Annotated in this window: 13 protein-coding genes and 1 riboswitch; of the genes, 7 read left to right on the plus strand and 6 right to left on the minus strand. The window is 62.0% G+C overall.

What is annotated here, in order from left to right:
- Positions 1-23 precede the first annotated feature (23 nt).
- Positions 24-2,756, minus strand: coding sequence for an ATP-binding protein (locus tag H4W29_RS33015; protein WP_192733063.1), 2,733 nt, complete (start codon positions 2,754-2,756; stop codon positions 24-26).
- A 110-nt stretch (positions 2,757-2,866) separates the two neighbouring features.
- Positions 2,867-3,406: a DUF1003 domain-containing protein gene (locus tag H4W29_RS33020; RefSeq protein WP_192733064.1), complete on the minus strand. Its 540-nt coding sequence runs from the start codon at positions 3,404-3,406 to the stop codon at positions 2,867-2,869.
- Between H4W29_RS33020 and H4W29_RS33025 the strand changes: the two genes are divergently transcribed.
- Genes H4W29_RS33025 through H4W29_RS33035 form a run of 3 tightly spaced genes read left to right on the plus strand, consistent with a single transcriptional unit; the run spans position 3,405 to position 6,148 of the window.
- Positions 3,405-3,602: a hypothetical protein gene (locus tag H4W29_RS33025; RefSeq protein ID WP_192733065.1), complete on the plus strand. Its 198-nt coding sequence runs from the start codon at positions 3,405-3,407 to the stop codon at positions 3,600-3,602. The genes H4W29_RS33020 and H4W29_RS33025 overlap by 2 nt on opposite strands.
- A gap of 5 nt (positions 3,603-3,607) precedes the next feature.
- Positions 3,608-5,287, plus strand: coding sequence for an NAD+ synthase (locus tag H4W29_RS33030; protein ID WP_192733283.1), 1,680 nt, complete (start codon positions 3,608-3,610; stop codon positions 5,285-5,287).
- Positions 5,288-5,314: 27 nt separating this feature from the next.
- Positions 5,315-6,148: a TolB family protein gene (locus H4W29_RS33035; protein WP_192733066.1), complete on the plus strand. Its 834-nt coding sequence runs from the start codon at positions 5,315-5,317 to the stop codon at positions 6,146-6,148.
- Positions 6,149-6,658: 510 nt separating this feature from the next.
- Here the strand turns inward: H4W29_RS33035 and H4W29_RS33040 are convergent.
- The gene (locus H4W29_RS33040; RefSeq protein ID WP_192733067.1) at positions 6,659-7,726 is read right to left on the minus strand and encodes a 3-deoxy-7-phosphoheptulonate synthase; all 1,068 of its coding nucleotides are present in this window, start codon (positions 7,724-7,726) and stop codon (positions 6,659-6,661) included.
- A gap of 429 nt (positions 7,727-8,155) precedes the next feature.
- Positions 8,156-8,347, plus strand: a riboswitch (cobalamin riboswitch).
- A gap of 42 nt (positions 8,348-8,389) precedes the next feature.
- On the opposite strand from H4W29_RS33040, the gene bluB reads away from it, so the two are divergent.
- Entirely contained in the window at positions 8,390-9,091 is a 702-nt protein-coding gene (gene bluB / locus H4W29_RS33045) for a 5,6-dimethylbenzimidazole synthase (RefSeq protein ID WP_192733068.1), read from the plus strand.
- Positions 9,092-9,108: 17 nt separating this feature from the next.
- Here bluB and H4W29_RS33050 read toward each other — a convergent pair whose 3' ends face one another.
- The gene (locus H4W29_RS33050; protein WP_192733069.1) at positions 9,109-10,653 is read right to left on the minus strand and encodes an MFS transporter; all 1,545 of its coding nucleotides are present in this window, start codon (positions 10,651-10,653) and stop codon (positions 9,109-9,111) included.
- Positions 10,654-10,777: 124 nt separating this feature from the next.
- Here H4W29_RS33050 and H4W29_RS33055 point away from each other — a divergent pair, with 124 nt between their 5' ends.
- Positions 10,778-11,641: a LysR family transcriptional regulator gene (locus tag H4W29_RS33055; RefSeq protein WP_192733070.1), complete on the plus strand. Its 864-nt coding sequence runs from the start codon at positions 10,778-10,780 to the stop codon at positions 11,639-11,641.
- Positions 11,642-11,670: 29 nt separating this feature from the next.
- Here H4W29_RS33055 and H4W29_RS33060 read toward each other — a convergent pair whose 3' ends face one another.
- Positions 11,671-12,756, minus strand: coding sequence for a DUF2865 domain-containing protein (locus tag H4W29_RS33060; protein WP_192733071.1), 1,086 nt, complete (start codon positions 12,754-12,756; stop codon positions 11,671-11,673).
- A gap of 199 nt (positions 12,757-12,955) precedes the next feature.
- Between H4W29_RS33060 and H4W29_RS33065 the strand changes: the two genes are divergently transcribed.
- Positions 12,956-13,489: a ribonuclease H family protein gene (locus H4W29_RS33065; RefSeq protein WP_192733072.1), complete on the plus strand. Its 534-nt coding sequence runs from the start codon at positions 12,956-12,958 to the stop codon at positions 13,487-13,489.
- A gap of 48 nt (positions 13,490-13,537) precedes the next feature.
- Here the strand turns inward: H4W29_RS33065 and H4W29_RS33070 are convergent, their stop codons facing one another.
- Positions 13,538-15,850 carry an NADP-dependent malic enzyme gene (locus H4W29_RS33070; protein WP_192733073.1) on the minus strand — a complete coding sequence of 771 codons (2,313 nt, stop codon included), beginning with the start codon at positions 15,848-15,850 and terminating at the stop codon, positions 13,538-13,540.
- A gap of 234 nt (positions 15,851-16,084) precedes the next feature.
- Between H4W29_RS33070 and H4W29_RS33075 the strand changes: the two genes are divergently transcribed.
- Positions 16,085-17,524 (plus strand): FAD-binding oxidoreductase, encoded by a 1,440-nt coding sequence (locus H4W29_RS33075; protein WP_192733074.1) that lies wholly within the window; start codon positions 16,085-16,087, stop codon positions 17,522-17,524.
- Positions 17,525-17,774 lie beyond the last annotated feature (250 nt).

Consider the following 17,774-nt stretch of genomic DNA (forward strand, 5'->3'; position numbering starts at 1 on the left):
CGTTGTAAATCGGTGTAAAGGGTTTAGCCCGCCGCGCCCGAAAGCTGTGCTGGTTCATGGCCGAGGGCTTCGAGATCCACATTGATGCGGCGTTCCCAACCGACCGCACCATCCTGCCTTGCGGCCAGACGCGCTGCCTCGAGGATAGCGGAAGCGGCATCCAGCGCTTCCGGGCTTTGTCCCTTTGCGGTGACCATTGCCTTCACCCGCAGGAGTTCGGGCAGGCACCAGCGTTCGCCCGAGGCATCGCCATGCTCCAAGGCGCTGTCGATCACCGCATGGGCTTCCGCATGTTGACCGAGGCCGGACAGGGCCTGCGCCTCGATGGACTGGAAGTAGGTGCGGAAGAGGTTGAAGCCGGCACGATCGAGGATGTCCATCGCCGGGCGCAGCTTTGCGAGGCAGAGCCGGTATTCGCCGTCCCGCAGATGCAGTTCCGCTTCGAAACCGTCGGCATAGGTGTGCCAGACATCAAGCGACAGGGCCTTGGTATGGTCACGCAGAAGCCGGATCGCGGCAGCCGCTTCGCCGTCGTTGCCCGAGAGGAGCGCCAGCGGGCAGGCGGCTTCGGCGAGAAGATTGCTGATCGAATGGTTGTGGCCGATATCGCGGGCGTAGCGCATGGTCTCTTCGACCTCGTTCAGCGCGGCCTTCTCATCGCCCAGTATCCAGAGGCAACGAGCGATGATGATGCGCGCCGTAACGCGCTGGTCGAACTGGAAGCGCACGGAATGGCGGGCCTGCGGCACATGCGCGTAGTCCGCCAGCATCGCCAGAAGTTCCTCGCGGGCCTCGGCATGGCGACCGAGCCAGTGCAGCGTGGCGGCCTTCATGCGCCTGCCGATGATGGCATCGGTCGGATCGGAGGAGGACGGAGCAAGGGCTGCGAAGCGCTCCGCCAGCTCCAGTCCCTGACGCGGTTCGGCGCGGTTCACCAGATCGACCCAGAGCGCCCAGATGGCGCGAAGCTGGTGGTCGACATCGCCGAGTTCCTCGGCGATCCGCCGGGCCGTCGTCCAGGCGGCAACGCCGTCTTCGGGTGCATTGGTGGCACGAAGCTGCGGCCAGCCGAGCGCAGCATAGAGCTTCATGCGGCTCTTTTCATCGAGGCCGGGGCGGGCATCGAGGAAGGTTATTGCATGGGTGAGGGCCGCCAGGCATTCGTCGAGCAGTGACAGGCGGAAGAAGAGCGGCAATGCGGCGACGGTCAGCCGCACGCCGAGCAGCGCATCGCCGCCAGATGGACCAAAGGCCCAGTCGAGGGCTGCGCGCAGGCCCGGCACCTGCTGGGCGAAATCATCAGGCCACTCCTCCGGCGGGGCGGCATAGAGGCCCTGCTCGGCGCTCTCGAGCGCGACAGAGAGCCAGGCGGAGAAGCGGGCCATGACATCGGGCAGTTCGCCCGAGGCGGCAAGCTTTTCGCCGGCATAGAGGCGGGTCGTATCGAGCAGGCGGTAGCGCGTTTCGTCGCTCGCAGTCTCGACCACGACCAGCGATTTGGCGACGAGCGCGGCCAGCAAATCCTCGGGTTCGGTGCCGGAGAGAACCGCGGCTACGGCCCTGCCGCTGAAGCGGCTGCGGAAGACGGAGAGTTCTCGCAGCGCCTGCTGCTCTTCCGGCGACAGGATGAGGTAGCTCCAGTCGAGCGTGGCGCGTAGTGTCTGGTGGCGGGGCAGGGCCGTGCGCCGGCCGCGGGTCAGCACGCGGAAGCAGTCGGAGAGCGAGCGGGAGAGGGCGGCGATGCCCATCGCCTCCAGCCGGCCGGCGGCAAGCTCGATTGCGAGCGCAATGCCATCGAGCCGCGTGCAGATATCGACGACGTCGGCGGCGTCCTCATCCGTCAGCTCGTAACCGCCGAGGCAGGCATCGGCGCGTTCGACGAAAAGCTGGACGGCGGGCGAGGCAAGGGCAGCCTCCGCTGTCACGGCGGATAAAGGCAGGTCTAGCGGCAGCAGGCGGTGGACACGTTCGCCTTCGGCGCGCAGCGGCTCGCGGCTGGTGGCGAGGATATGCAGATCGGGCGCTTCCGCCAGCAGATCTTCGGCGAGCTTGGCGATATCGGCCACTACATGCTCGCAGCTGTCGAGCACGAGCAGGAGATTGCATGACCGCAGATGGGCGGCGATGTCCGTTACGATATCGTCGCTGCGCGAGAGGATGCCGAGTGCAGACGCCACGACCGTCGGCACGAGATTACCTGTCGCGACTTCCGACAGGTCGATCCAGACGATTTCGCCCTCGAAGCTGCCGCGCGCGATCACGGCGCGGGCGACGGTGGATTTGCCGATGCCGCCAGGGCCGGCGATCGTTACCAGTCGGCCCTTGGTCAGCTGCCCGGTCACGGCTGCGATCGTCTGTTCGCGGCCGAAGATACGGGCGGGAAGGCGTTCGGGGCGGAATCTCTGGAGTGTGGGCCGAGGGGCGGGCGCTGCGCCATTGGCTCGGCGGTTAACCGGCGCGATGAAAGTATAGCCGCGGCCGGGCACATTGGCGATGAATTGCGGCTCGCGTTTGATGTCGCCCAGCGCCTTGCGCAGCGCCGAAACGTGAACGCGCAGATTGGCCTCGTCCACGAACGTATCCGGCCAGACCTGCTTGACGATCTCCGCATTGGTCTTCAGCTCGCCCGGATGATTGAGCAGAAACAGCAGGATATCGACGGCGCGGCTGCCGAGGGGCACGGCCGACCCTTCCCGCAACAGGCTGCGCCTGGCGGGCACTATCGAAAATGCACCGAACTGAAGCTCTTCTTCCAAGCATGCTCCCTGCGTGATGTCGGCAGGTTGGCCAAATGCCTGCGCCCTGTCAAATGAAACGCGATGACAGGGCTGGAATTGCGACGAGATTTCAGACGTTTAAGGTCGCGCTATTTTAGCGGCCCGCGCTCTGCGAGGATGGCGTTCAGGCGAGAGACATCCTCTCGCAGCGCAGTCAGTTCCGTCAGCACCCGCATATCGATCTTCTGGTGCAGCGACAGAACCTCAAGCTCGGCCTTCAGATTGACCTCGTAATCCTTGGCGGCCTCGAAACGATCGCGCTCGGCCTGACGGTTCTGCGACATCATGATGATCGGCGCCTGGATGGCCGCGAGCATGGAGAGGATCAGGTTCAGGAAGACGAAAGGATAGGGATCGAAGGCGCGGCTCAGCAGAATGACCGTGTTGATCAGGGTCCAGACAACGAGAAAAGCGAGGAAGGCGAGGATAAAGGACCATGAACCGCCGACGCGAGCGATGCCATCGGCCACCCGCTCGCCGAAGGACGCCTCAGCGGCAATTGCGGCGTTGACGTCGGTGGAGATGATCTTGCGTTCATGCGCCTTGGCGAGCACGCGCTTTTCGATATCGCCCAGTTCTTCGGCCGGCTTGCCGAAATGCAGGTGGACGAAATTCGGAAGATTAGACATGGCATTGTCCCGGGAATGGATCGAATTGGGGCGCAGTATTCCGCCGTTGCCGAAAATTGCAATGCGTATCGGCGTCGCGCAAGGCAAACAGAAGGATAGGCACAGTGACGAGGCTGCCGTTCATCAAATTTTCGCCGCAGATCGCTACGGCTTTCGAAGCGGCTTATTGCGGTGCACGAAGGGGCGGATTAAATGAATGACATGACACAGGAAAACGCTATCTCCCAGACCTTCAATATCGCCATCGCCCAGTTGAACCCCACTGTGGGCGATGTCGCCGGAAACCTTGCCAAGGTGCGTGAGGCGCGCACTGACGCGGCGCGGCAGGGCGCGCATCTCCTGATGATGACCGAGCTTTTCATCTCCGGTTACCCACCGGAAGATCTGGTGCTGAAGCCGGCCTTCATCCACGCCTGCTGGAAGGCAGTCGAAAGCCTTGCGGCCGACACCGCCGATGGCGGGCCGGGCATCGTCATCGGTTTCCCGCGCCAGGACGAGACGGGCCGCTACAATTCCATCGCCGTGCTCGACGGCGGCAAGGTCATCGCCGTCAGAGACAAGATCGACCTGCCGAATTACGGCGAGTTCGATGAGAAGCGCGTCTTCGACCAGGGCGCCATGCCGGGTCCGGTGAATTTTCGCGGCGTGCGCATCGGCATTCCGATCTGCGAGGATATCTGGGGCGATCTCGGCGTGTGCGAGACGCTTGCCGAAAGCGGCGCGGAAATCCTGCTCGTGCCGAACGGCTCGCCCTATTATCGCGGCAAAGTCGATATCCGTCATCAGGTGGTGCTGAAGCAGGTGATCGAAACCGGCTTGCCGATGGTCTATGCCGCCCAGCTCGGCGGCCAGGACGAGCTCGTCTTCGACGGCGCAAGCTTTGCCTTCAATGCCGACAAGTCGCTCGCCTTCCAGCTCAGCCAGTTCGAAACGGCATTGGCCGTGACCACCTGGAAGCGGACAGAAAAGGGCTGGCATTGCTCGCAAGGGCCGATGGCGCGCATCCCCGAGAGCGAGGAGGCCGACTACCGCGCCTGCCTGCTCGGTTTCCGCGACTATGTGAACAAGAACGGTTTCAAGAATGTCGTGCTCGGCCTCTCCGGCGGCATCGATTCGGCAATCTGCGCGGCGATTGCCGTCGATGCGCTCGGCGAGGAACGGGTGCGCACGGTGATGTTGCCCTACCGCTATACATCGGAAGATTCGTTCAAGGACGCCGCCGATTGCGCCAAAGCGCTTGGCTGCCGCTATGACATCGTTCCGATCGAAGAACCCGTCGCTGGCTTTTCATCCGCACTCTCGAATCTCTTCGAGGGCACAGACAGCGGCATCACTGAGGAAAACCTGCAGAGCCGCGCGCGCGGCGTCATCCTCATGGCGATCTCCAACAAGTTCGGCTCGATGGTGGTTACCACGGGCAACAAGTCGGAAATGTCGGTCGGTTATGCGACGCTCTACGGCGACATGAACGGCGGCTTCAACCCCATCAAGGACCTTTACAAGATGCAGGTCTATGCGCTGTCGCGCTGGCGCAACGAGAATGTGCCGCCGGATGCGCTCGGCCCTTCGGGGATAGTCATTCCGCAGAACATCATCGACAAGGCGCCGTCGGCCGAACTCCGCCCCGATCAGAAGGATCAGGATTCGCTGCCGCCTTATCCTGTTCTGGACGACATCCTCGAATGCCTTGTCGAGCGGGAAATGGGTGTCGAGGAGATCGTGGCGCGCGGCCATGATGTCGAGACGGTCCACCGCATCGAGCATCTGCTCTATCTCGCCGAATACAAGCGCCGCCAGTCGGCGCCGGGCGTGAAGATCACCAAGAAGAATTTTGGCCGCGACCGGCGCTACCCGATCACCAACCGGTTCCGGGATCGCTGAGGCGCCTCAAAAGTCTGGGAGGGATGAATGCGCAGCTCAGTTGAAATCTACAACGTGCGGCGGGGCGAGAGCCGCGTCGTCTGGCAGACGGAGGCGCTGGTGGAGGCGCCGAATTTCTCGCGCGACGGCGCCTATCTGCTGATCAATGGCGACGGGCTGCTCTATCGGCTGCGGCTCGATGGCAGCGATCTCGTCGAGCGGGTCGATACCGGTTTTGCCGTGCATTGCAACAATGACCATGGCATTTCGCCCGATGGCGAGGAGATCGTCATTTCCGACAAGACCGAGTTCGGCAAGTCGGCGATCTACATCCTGCCGATCGAGGGCGGCAAGCCGCGGCTGATCACCAAAAACCTGCCGTCCTACTGGCACGGCTGGTCGCCCGATGGGCGCGAGCTTGCCTATTGCGGCATCCGCAATGATCTCTTCGATATCTACACGATCTCGGTCGACGGCGGCGAGGAGAAGCGGCTGACGCATGGCGAGGGCCGCAATGACGGGCCGGACTGGTCGGCCGACGGGCAGTGGATCTATTTCAATTCCAGCCGCACCGGGCTGATGCAGATCTGGCGCATCCATCCCGATGGCACGGGTCTTGAGCAGGTGACATCGGACAATTACGGCAACTGGTTTGCGCATCCGTCGCCGAACAATGACAAGGTGCTGATCCTTTCCTACGATCCTGACGTCTTCGATCACCCGCGCGATCTCAACGTGCGCCTGCGGATGATGGACATGGATGGCGGCAACCTGACGGAATTGTTCGAACTCTTCGGCGGGCAGGGCACGATCAACGTGCCGAACTGGTCGCCGGATGGCGAGGAATTCGCTTTCGTGCGGTATTTTCCGGTGAAGTCTTAAGAGCGGCGCACCGCCATTTGATGAGTGAGCGGTGGGGAATAGCTTCGGACTGCAACTTAGCGTACGTCTACAGATTAAACACACAACATAATACAGCGCATCCGCGAGATAGGGCCTTGCGTAAAATTCATTTCATAAGAAAATCGATGATCATAATATCTATAATATACTTCGTATCTCTCTACATTTTAGCGAGAATACCGATGTCATATTACAGTATATATGAAGAGATTTCCGACGCTGCCGAATTAAGAGGCCCGTTGCGTGGAATGCTTCTAATCTCCCCGCAAGCTTACCCCTTATTTATATTGTCACTGTTAATGCTCGTCCTGAGAAAAAACGAGCGCGCCCTAAAAGAAGCGATGTGGCTCTGGACAGTGATATTTGTAATTGGTTCGGCGTGGACCGCTCTGTTCATCTACGCAATCGAAAACTCGTAGTTTCCTAAAACCCTCTATAGCAGATTGGGAACGGGCGGCGGGGTTTTCCCGCCGCGCTGAATGCGGCCACTCAGGCAGCGACGGCTGCCTTCCGGCGGTCGCGGACGGCCTTGGCGAGATCTTCGAGTACCTCGACGGACGTATCCCAACCGATGCAGCCATCGGTAATGGACTGGCCATAGACGAGCGGCTTGCCGGGGACGAGATCCTGGCGGCCGGCGACGAGATTGCTCTCGATCATCATGCCCTTGATATGGCTATTGCCGGCGACGATCTGGCCGGCGACGTCGTGGACGACCTTCGGCTGGTTCATCGGATCCTTGCCGCTGTTGGCGTGGCTGGCATCGATCAGCATGCGCGGGTCGACACCCAGCTTGGTTGCCTCGGCGATGACGGCCTGGACGTCGGCAGCTTCATAGTTGGGCCGCTTGCCGCCGCGCAGGATGATGTGGCAGTCCTCGTTGCCACGCGTGGAGGCAATCGCTGCCTGTCCGTCCTTGGTGACAGCCGGGAAATGATGCGGCTGGGAAGCGGCCATGATCGCGTCGAGCGCGACACGCGCGCCGCCATCCGTGCCGTTCTTGAAGCCGATCGGGCAGGAGAGACCCGAGGCGAGCTGGCGGTGGATCTGGCTTTCGGTCGTGCGCGCGCCGATGGCGCCGTAGCTGACGAGATCGGCGATGTACTGCGGCGTGATCGTATCGAGGAATTCGCAGCCGGCCGGCAGGCCCATGGCGTTGATGTCGAGCAGCAGACGGCGGGCGAGGCGCAGGCCTTCCTCGATACGGTAGCTGCCGTCGAGATGCGGGTCGTTCATCAGGCCCTTCCAGCCGACGGTGGTGCGGGGCTTTTCGAAATAGACGCGCATGACTATTTCGAGATCGCCGGACAGGCGTCGTCGCTGCTCGACGAGACGAGACGCATATTCGCGGGCGGCTGCCGGATCATGGATCGAGCAGGGGCCGATGACGACCAGCTGACGGTCGTCTTTACCGGTCAGGATATTGTGGATCGTGTCGCGCGTGCTGGTCACGGTGTGCGTGACCGCGCGGTCACGCGGGATTTCCTTGATAATATCGGCAGGCTTGGTCAGCGGGGTGATCTCGACGATGCGCAGATCATCAATAGTGTCAGTCACGGTATGCTCTCCTGTTTGGTCATACCGTGCGGAACAAAAAAGCCGCCAGGTAGACTAGCGGCTGTTCGGGTTGTCGTCGCGTTAGTTTCGGTTACGCACAGACCCGCATCCGCTGGAAGCAGCGGTACGAATAAAATCGCGATGCGTAAACGGACGAAATCGACATGCCGCCTATGTAGACATGCGAATTGGAATTGTCACGTGGAATCTGTGAGGAAAAATGACAGAGCTGTGAAGTTTTATCGGCTTTCGGCCAGGGCCTCTTCCGGTTCGGTCGCTTCGGCATGTCTGTTCCTGCGGCGTCGGGTCGTCGGCTCCTCACCGGCATTGGTGGGGCGTCGGTTGGATTCGGGTTTCGCTTTAGGACAGCGTTTTCAGCCTGTCCACGAAATGAATGTCGCATGCGGCTTGCGGCCATGCCGTTTCCGCGCCATAGATCGCCCGTCAGGTGCCTGCTGTCACAAGCGGGAGAATCGGGAATCCGGTGCAAGACCGGAACGTGCCCAACGCTGTAAGGCTGACGCTCGCCGTTTAAACTACGCCACTGGCTTTCCGGCCGGGAAGGCAACGGCGAGGCGGATGACGCCAAGTCAGAAGACCGGCCTGGCAAGATAGACCCAACCCGCGCGGACGGCGGGCGGTTGCGTTGTTGGGGATTTGACGATGCGACCCATTGATGATGCCGTTTGCCCGGCATCCAGCTTTTCTGCGGCCGAACGCGAGGCCGTCTATCACGCAATCATGACGCGGCGCGACGTGCGCAGCCAGTTCCTGCCCGATCCCTTGCCGGACGATCTGGTAACACGGCTTTTGACGGCGGCCCATCACGCTCCCTCGGTCGGCTTCATGCAGCCGTGGAATTTCATTCTGGTGAAAAGTGCCGAGGTGAGGGCGCGAGTGCGCGATGCATTCCTCAGGGCGAATGAGGAAGCGGCTCGCATGTTCGATGGCGAGCGGCAGGAAAAGTATCGTTCGCTGAAGCTCGAAGGCATTGTCCAGGCGCCGCTCGGCATCTGCGTGACCTGCGATCCGACCCGCAGCGGCAGCGTGGTGCTGGGGCGCACGCATAATCCGCGCATGGACAGCTATTCCACCGTCTGCGCCATCCAGAACCTGTGGCTCGCGGCCCGCGCCGAAGGCGTCGGCATCGGCTGGGTCAGCATCTTTCGCGAGGGCGACCTCAAGGAGATACTTGGCATTCCCGATCATATCGAAGTCGTCGCCTGGCTCTGCGCCGGCTTCGTCGACCGGCTCTACGAGGAGCCGGAACTGGCGGTCAAAGGCTGGCGGCAGCGGGTGGCGCTGGAAGAGCTGGTCTACCACGACGGCTGGGGACAGGTGGAAGGCGAGGCCGCGCCGGTTTGAGCCGGCGCGCGTGTGTGTCACTCGGCCGGCTGGGTGCTGCAATCCTTGGCGCAGGCCGGTGTCCTCCAATGGCCAAAGGTGAGGAAGCTTGCGGCGGCGAGAAGCCAGACGCCGATGGCGCCATAGAGCATGACACCGCCGAAGCCTGCGACCAGCGCATCATGCACCGTCTCGGCCGGAATGTCTGGCAGGGCAGTGATGTTGCCGGCGGAGATCCGTTCGGCAAGCAGGCGCAGGTCATCGGCATCCATCGCGTTCGGCAAGGCGCTCTTCAGATGGGAGAGCACGCCGCTGAACAGGATGAAGCCCATGACGGCGATGTTGATGGCGAGCGAGATCATCCGGGCGCTCATGTCAATGCCGGAGGCCATGCCAGCGCGATCGCTGGAGACGGCGCCCGTCGTCGTATTGGTGACCGGGGTGTTGGTGAAGCCAAGTCCGATGCCGGCAAGCAGCGCACCGGGCAGCATCGTCAGCCAGCTTGGCGCAGCGGCAGCACTGCCTGACTTCATCAGCAGGAAGCCGAGCCCGATGGTGAAAAGGCCGCCGGGAATGATGATGCCCGGCCGGTAGCGCAGCATAAGCCGTTCGGCCAGCGGCGGCACGACGAGCGTCGGCAGCGTATAGGCAAGCAAGGCGATGCCGGCGGTCACACTGCCATAGCCGAGACCGGCCTCATACCAGATGGGCAGATAGATCATGAAAGGCCAGAAGCTGATATTCATGGCAGCCGAGCCGATGATGGCACCCGAGAAGGCGCGAATGCCAAAGACCGAGACATCGAACATCGGTCGCGGATTCAGCCTTTCGGCAACGACGAAGGCGACGAGGCTTGCGGCGCCAAGTCCGATAGTGCCAAGCGCAGCGGGGCTCGCAAAACCGAGAGCTGGCCCCTGGGTGATGAAGAAGGCAAGGCAGAAGACCGCCAGCGAAAGGGTAGCGATGCCGGCGATATCGAGCCGTCCGGCTGCGGGATCGCGCGATTCCTGAATTCCCGTCAGCGCGAGAGCGACTGTCACGGCCGCCAGTACAGCATGGATGAGGAACACCCATTGCCAACCGGCCACCGCCACGATTCCGACGCCGACGATCGGGCCGAAGCCCAGGCCGATGCCGAAAATGATACCCCACCAGCCGAAGGCGATGCTGCGGGCGCGGCCCTCCTGGAATTGATGGGAGAGGACCGCTACCTGGCAGATCAACATGAAGCCGCCGCTCATTCCCTGCAGAAAACGAGCAACGATCAACAGCGAGACATCCTGCGCGAGTCCGGCAATCAGCGAGGTGAGGCCGAAGACGGCAATGCCGATCAGGAAGACGCGCTTGCGGCCGTAACGGTCGGCCAATGTGCCTGCGGCCATCAGCACCGTCGTAACGGCGATCGTATAGGCGTTCATGATCCATTGCAGGGCACTGAAATCGGCGTGAAGCACTTTTTCCAATGTGGGCAGGATTGCCGGCACGCTCGATATTTCGAGACCGAACATCAGCGAGGACAGACAGGCAGCCAGCAGCGCAATGATGCTGCGTGCACGAGAGGATGAAACGGAATCAGGGGGCATGCTTTGGCCTTTCGACGTTGAGGCGGACAACGTGACATCCGCTATGGTCCATTTGCGTCAGCATAGGCAGGACTTGATCATTACAGAATTGGATGATCACATATTTCAGACACAACAAATTCGAATGATTGGTTTCACCATGCTCGATGTCGATTCCGTTCAGGCCTTTGTGGCGATCGCCGACAACAAGAGTTTCACCCGTGCTGCCAACGAACTCGGCAGCACGCAAGGAGCGATCAGCGTCAAGCTGAAGCGGCTGGAGGAGCGGCTCGGCCACCGGCTGATCGAACGCACGCCGCGGCTGGTGCGGCTCTCGGCGCAAGGGGCAGTGTTTCTACAGGCCGCACGGGAATTCCTCGAAGCCCATGACCGGGCCGTTGCGGCGCTTTCCTCGTCGCGCCGCCATTTCACGATCGGCATTGCCGCGCATGTAGCAGGGCCGGAGGTTCCGACACTGCTTGCGCGCCTCAACGCCCATGATCCGGGTCTGACGATCGAGGTGCGGATCGATAATTCCTGCACCCTGCTTGCCGCCTTCGATCGCGGCGAACTGGATGCGGCGATCATCCGCCGAGACGAAGACCGGCGCGACGGCGAGGTTCTGGGGCCCGAGCATTTCGGCTGGTTCGCCACGCCGCAATTCGAGTATCGCCGCGGCGAGCCGTTGCGTCTTGCAGCACTCTCGCCAACTTGCGGAGTACGGGCTGTCTGCACCCGCGCGCTCGATGCAGCCGGCATCCCCTGGACCGAAGTCTTCCTCGGCGGCGGCTCTTCGGCTGTGACAGCAGCCGTTTCGGCCGGGCTTGCCGTTTCAACCTTCTCCTATCGGCTGGCCCCCGTCGGCACTGTCGAGGTCAGCGAGCGCTTCGGCCTGCCGCCGTTGCCGTCTTCTGAGATCGTGCTGCATTCGACGCTGACGGATGCCAAATCGCGCGCGGCCCTTCGCACGCTGGCAGCTGCCTTCAAGGAGCATCGCTCGTCAATTTGAAGACGCGATCTCGACTGCCGATACCGTGATTATTGTTGCTGCTGTTGGGGCTGCGGGCCTGATGTCGCTGGATTGGTGAGATCGATCTTGCCCTGGTCGCCGGCCAGGAATTGCGGGCCGACCTGACGCACCTTGTTGCTCGCAGGATCATACGGACGATCCGGTACCTGGGCCTGCGGGGCAGGCGGGGTACTTGCGGCTTTCGGGGCTTCGGTGTGGATCGTGGTGATCGAACCCTTCGGCTCGGGCGCCGGCGCGTAGGCTGCCTGGCTCTTGCGCATTTCCTCGTAATAGGCGCTGAGATTGCAGGAGCAGGCGGATTTTTCGCCGGGCGCGCGGGTCTTGTAGGCGAACGCGTTCTTCATCGTCCCATAGGGGGCGCCTGTTGCCGTCGAGATCATGTTCGAGGCTTCGGTGCTGGAAATATCGCGGTAATAGAGTTCCGTCTCCACACCGGGGCACATTTTCGAGCAAGTCGCGGCATCGCGGCCGAAATCGATCGAAGTGGCATTGTTGCTGATCGGGAAGAAGCCGCCGTCGCAGGTGCGAACGCAGATGGTGCTGACGGGCGAGAGCATTTCCGCCCGCGGCAGTCCGTAACGCTCACCGCCGCCGAGCGGGATGAAGGTATCGCCGCGCATCGCCTGCTCCTCGATGGAAGGAGCGGGCGCATAGGCGTCACCGTGTGCGGATTCGGTAAAGCTGTCGCTGTTGCAGCCATTGTCCTCGAGGGCCGCCATCAGGCCTTCGCGGGCTGGATCGGCGCCGGACTGGCGCAATTCGTTACGGCGGTCCTGCAGGTAACGGACATTGTCCACCATCCTGGCTTCGGATTGAACGAGCTCCTGGCAGAAGCCGGCATTCTCGCCGCCGAGGACGACCATGCTGCCGGAGGTGCAGCCATACCGGCGCAGATCGCTGCGCACCTTGCGCAGTTCGAGATTCTGCTCGGCAAGCGCGCCTGCATATTGGCGCATCTCGGGACCATTGTTGCCGAAGGTTTGCGGCAGGTCGGCCAGGCGCCCGCGCAGATCTTCACAGATCGCGTTGGTCTCAGCTGCTGCCGGAACCGCGAATGCCAGAAAGAAAACAAGATACAGGTTTCGGCGCTTCACGACGTCGTCCCGGAGTGAGAAAAAGCTTCTATCGGTGAATTGCGGCTTCAATTCACCGCGCTTTGTCTTAACGCATTTCCCTTAATAAGCTCGCAGTAATTCCTAGCGCATTTTTGCATTCTTATCCAGCAAGCCTGACGCTTCCATCCCTTCGCTCCTGCAATCAAGCGGGGAGCCCATTGATCTCTAGACAGCTGATATGACAGGTATTTCCGACGAAATCCGCCCCACCGAAACGACATCAGGAATACCGGAAACCGGGCACGGCCTGCACCTCTTCGTGGATGGTTGTTTTGAGCCTCGCTCGGGGCACGGCGGGTGGGCCTTCATCGCCTATCGCGACGGGGTGGAAATAGGCACCGGTTTCGGCGGCGTGGAGAATGGTGCCAACAACACGATGGAACTGACCGCGGTGCTTGAGGCGGTGATCTGGATCAGCCGCACGGTACCCGGCACAGCCGCGATCATCTGGTCCGATTCCGTCTACACCGTCGAAGGCTGCAACATCTGGCGCCCCATCTGGAAGAACAACGGCTGGAAGAAAAGCAACCCGAACGGCAGGGCCAGAAACAGAACGATATCAGATGCCAAACTCTGGAAAGCGCTCGACATCGTGCTATCCCGGAATCCATCGATAACAATTGCCTGGTGCAAGGGCCATTCCGGCATTGAAGGCAACGAACGCGCGGATGAACTGTCGGATCAGGGACGCCGTTCGATACGGCGTGCCTGATATGCCTGATGTCAGCGGCCGTCGCTTCACAGACGGCCGCAGCGAGAATTACGCCGGCTGCGATGCCTCGACGACAGCAAGCGCTGCCATATTGACCACACCGCGAGAGGTGACCGACGGCGCCAGGATATGGGCCGGCATCGCCGTGCCGAGCAGGATCGGGCCAACATGCAGGCCGTCGGTCATCGATTTCACGACGCCGAGGGTGATATTGGCCGCATCGAGGTTCGGGAAGACCAGCAGGTTGGCTTCGCCATGCAGCGTAGTATGCGGCATGACGCGGCGGCGCAGTTCCTCGGAGATCGCGCTTTCGCCGTGCATTTCGCCGTCGACTTCGAGTTCGGGAGCCGCCTCACGCACCAGCTGCAGCGCATTGCGCATCTTCGTGGCGCTTTCGGATTCGCGCGAGCCGAAGTTCGAATGCGAGACGAGGGCAGCGCGCGGGGTGATGCCGAAGCGCTTGATTTCTTCGGCAGCGAGAACCGTCGCCTCGGCGATTTCCTCAGCCGTCGGGTTGAAGGTCACGTAGGTGTCGGTGAAGAAGGTCGCGCCGCGCTGCGAGATCAGCAGGCTGAGCGCGGAGAAATCGCGCACATTCGGACGCTTGCCGATGATCTGGCGCACATCGCGAAGGTGTTTCTCGTAACGCCCTTCGAGGCCGCAGATCAGCGCATCGGCTTCGCCGCGCTTCAGCGCCAGCGCCCCGATGACGGTCGTGTTCGTGCGTACGATGGTGCGGGCTGCTTCCGGGATGACGCCGCGGCGGCCGACCAGCTGCAGATAGAGATCGACATATTCGCGGAAGCGCGGATCGTCCTCGGGGTTGATGACCTCGAAATCCGACAGGGGGCGGATGCGCAGTCCGTAGCGCTTCAGGCGCGTTTCGATGACCTGCGGACGGCCAATGATGATCGGCTCGGCGATGCCTTCTTCGATCAGAACCTGGGCGGCGCGCAGCACGCGCTCGTCCTCGCCTTCGGAGAAGATGACGCGCTTGCGTTCTGCCGTCTTTGCCGCCGTGAAGATCGGCTTCATGATGAAGCCGGAGCGGAAGACGAAGCGGTTCAGTTGGTCGAGATAGGCATCGAAGTCGGCGATCGGGCGACGCGCGACGCCGCTTTCGGCCGCAGCCTTTGCCACAGCAGGGGCGATGCGCAGGATGAGGCGCGGATCGAAGGGCGAGGGGATGAGATAATCCGGGCCGAAGACTGGGGTTTCGCCGGAATAGGCGCGGGCTGCAACATCCGACGGTTCTTCGCGGGCGAGGGCTGCGATAGCGCGCACGGCCGCCATCTTCATCTCCTCGTTGATCGTCTCGGCGCCGCAGTCCAACGCACCCCTGAAAATATAGGGGAAGCAGAGGACGTTGTTGACCTGGTTCGGGAAATCGGAACGGCCGGTGCAGATCATCGCATCGGGGCGGGCGGCGCGAGCCAGATCCGGCATAATCTCGGGCGTGGGGTTGGCGAGCGCCATGATGAGCGGCTTTTCGGCCATCTGGGCCAGGAGTTCCGGCTTCAGGACGCCGGCAGCGGACAGGCCGAGGAAGACGTCAGCACCGCCGATGTTTTCGGCAAGCGTGCGCGTGTCGCTCTTCTGGGCGTAGATGGCCTTCCACTCGTCCATCAGCTCGAGGCGGCCTTCGTAGACGAGGCCTTCGAGATCGTGGACCCAGATGTTTTCGCGTTTGGCGCCGAGCGTCACGAGCAGGTTGAGACAGGCAAGGGCCGCCGCACCGGCACCGGAGGCGACGATCTTGACTTCGTCGATCTTTTTGCCCGCGAGTTCCAAGCCGTTGAGGATGGCGGCGGCAACGATGATTGCGGTGCCGTGCTGGTCGTCATGGAAGACCGGAATCTTCATCTTCTCGCGCAGTTGTTTCTCGATGCGGAAGCATTCCGGCGCCTTGATATCCTCGAGGTTGATGCCGCCAAAGGTCGGCTCCAGCGAGGCGACTGTGGAAACCATTTGGTCGACATCATCAGCATCCACTTCGATATCGAAGACGTCGATGCCGGCGAATTTCTTGAAGAGAACGGCCTTGCCTTCCATGACCGGCTTGGAGGCAAGCGGGCCGATATTGCCGAGGCCGAGCACGGCGGTACCGTTGGAGATGACGGCAACGAGATTGGCGCGCGACGTGTAGTCGGCAGCCTGCTCCGGATTGTCACGGATGGCGAGGCAGGGGGCGGCGACACCGGGAGAATAGGCAAGCGCCAGATCACGCTGGTTGCCGAGCGGCTTGGTCGCCTGGATTTCCAGCTTGCCGGGGCGCGGATAGCGGTGGAAGAAAAGCGCCTGGTCGTCGAGGCTGCCGCCCGTCAAATTCTTTTCCGATTTGGATTTTTCCTGGTGATCCATCGCCGCCTCCGGTGCGTCGTTCGAAGTCTTTTGAAGACTTCTCCATACATCAATCGGATACGGGCGACAGTATGGAAATGCGGCGTGGGGGAAGTTTTCGTGCGGGGGCGGAGCGGCCCTTGGTGCCGAACGGCTGCCGCCAGCTAATCCTTTTGGGGAAACTTGTCTGGCGAGGGCGGCAAGCGCAGAATGCCGCGTGCGACGGTGCGGGGCGCCGGTCGCATGGAGGAAATCATGGACAACTTGAACCTCACGACCCTGCAAAGGGGTCAGACGATGGTCAATGACGTGGCCATCGATGCATTTGCCGCCGGATTTCGCGGCAGTCTCCTGACGAGCAAGGATATGAATTACAACGAGGCGCGGGCGATCTGGAATGCGATGATCGACCGACGGCCCGGCCTCATCGCGCGCTGCGCGGGCGCTGCCGATGTCGTTCGGGCGGTGCGGTTCGCGCGCGACAACAATCTTCTCGTTTCGGTGCGCGGCGGCGGACACGGCATTGCCGGCAACGCCGTCTGCGACGGCGGCGTCGTCATCGACCTGTCGACGATGAAATCGGTGCGGGTCGATCCGCAGACGCGGCGTGCCAGGATCGAGCCGGGCGCAACGCTTGCCGATGTCGACAAGGAAACGCTGGCCTTCGGGCTGGTGCTGCCGACCGGCATCAATTCCACGACAGGCATCGCCGGCCTGACGCTTGGCGGCGGCTTCGGCTGGCTGACCCGCAAATTTGGACTGACCCTCGACAATCTGCTTTCGGTCGACGTGGTGACGGCGGATGGCGAACTGATCAAGGCGAGCGAGACGGATAAGCCCGATCTCTTCTGGGCGCTGCGCGGCGGCGGCGGCAATTTCGGCGTCGTGACCTCCTTCGAGTTCAAGCTCAACCCGCTCGACACCGAGGTTCTCGCCGGGCTCGTCGTGCATCCCTTCGCCGATGCGGAAAAGGTGCTGAAGGAATACCGCCAGGCGCTGGAGGCGGCGCCCGACGAACTGACCTGCTGGGTGGTGATGCGCCAGGCGCCGCCGCTGCCCTTCCTGCCGGCCGAATGGCACGGCAAGGAGATCGTGGTGCTGGCGATGTGTTATTGCGGAGATGTCGCGGCGGGTGAAAAGGCTGCGGCCAGGTTGCGCGCGATCGGAAAGCCGATTGCCGATATCGTCGGCCCGATGCCGTTCACCGGCTGGCAGCAGGCCTTCGATCCGCTGCTCACACCAGGTGCGCGCAATTACTGGAAGAGCCAGGATTTCGCTTCCTTGTCCGATGCGGCGATCGACGTGCTGCTCAAGGCGATGCGCAGGCTGCCCGGCCCGGAATGCGAGATCTTCATCGGCCATGTCGGAGGGGCTGCCGGCCGCGTGGCCAACGAAGCCACCGCATTTCCGCAGCGCAGCTCGCATTTCGTCATGAACGTGCATGCCCGCTGGCGGGAAACCGGGATGGATGGAAGCTGCGTCGGCTGGGCGCGCGAGCTTTTCGAGGCCACCAAGCCGCATGCTGTGGGAACCGCCTATATCAACTTCATGCCTGACGACGAAACCGACCGGGTCGAAGCCGCCTATGGCGCCAACTACGCCCGCCTTGCTGAGATCAAGCGGCGTTACGATCCGAACAATCTGTTCCGGATGAACCAGAACGTGAAACCGATGGCGACGGTGCGGACTGCCTGAGGATTGATGTTTTAGGGAGGGAGTTTCGCGCCAGCGCCGGAATGTGAAGGTGTTGGCGTGAAGTCGGCCAGTGCCTCGAAGGGGGGCGGTTGACGTTCCCGGTGAAGCACCGTGGAAAGGTCGCCCGGCGCTCCACATCTAGCCTGTATGAACAGGTTTGCAGCGCTTTTCCCGCAGCCTTGTCATCTTCCTGAAACACGAGTCTGATTTTGGAAGATCAGACGAAGAACGATGGGACACGAGCGGAAAG

Source organism: Rhizobium viscosum (assembly GCF_014873945.1).
GTDB lineage: Bacteria > Pseudomonadota > Alphaproteobacteria > Rhizobiales > Rhizobiaceae > Rhizobium > Rhizobium viscosum.

Excerpts from the sequence above, each read along its gene's own strand:
- H4W29_RS33025 (WP_192733065.1), top strand. The coding sequence starts at position 3,405 with ATGGCATTGTCCCGGGAATGGATCGAATTGGGGCGCAGTATTCCGCCG.
- H4W29_RS33020 (WP_192733064.1), bottom strand. The coding sequence starts at position 3,406 with ATGTCTAATCTTCCGAATTTCGTCCACCTGCATTTCGGCAAGCCGGCC.
- H4W29_RS33030 (WP_192733283.1), top strand. The coding sequence starts at position 3,608 with ATGACACAGGAAAACGCTATCTCCCAGACCTTCAATATCGCCATCGCC.
- H4W29_RS33035 (WP_192733066.1), top strand. The coding sequence starts at position 5,315 with ATGCGCAGCTCAGTTGAAATCTACAACGTGCGGCGGGGCGAGAGCCGC.
- bluB (WP_192733068.1), top strand. The coding sequence starts at position 8,390 with ATGCGACCCATTGATGATGCCGTTTGCCCGGCATCCAGCTTTTCTGCG.
- H4W29_RS33050 (WP_192733069.1), bottom strand. The coding sequence starts at position 10,653 with ATGCCCCCTGATTCCGTTTCATCCTCTCGTGCACGCAGCATCATTGCG.
- H4W29_RS33055 (WP_192733070.1), top strand. The coding sequence starts at position 10,778 with ATGATTGGTTTCACCATGCTCGATGTCGATTCCGTTCAGGCCTTTGTG.
- H4W29_RS33065 (WP_192733072.1), top strand. The coding sequence starts at position 12,956 with ATGACAGGTATTTCCGACGAAATCCGCCCCACCGAAACGACATCAGGA.
- H4W29_RS33070 (WP_192733073.1), bottom strand. The coding sequence starts at position 15,850 with ATGGATCACCAGGAAAAATCCAAATCGGAAAAGAATTTGACGGGCGGC.
- H4W29_RS33075 (WP_192733074.1), top strand. The coding sequence starts at position 16,085 with ATGGACAACTTGAACCTCACGACCCTGCAAAGGGGTCAGACGATGGTC.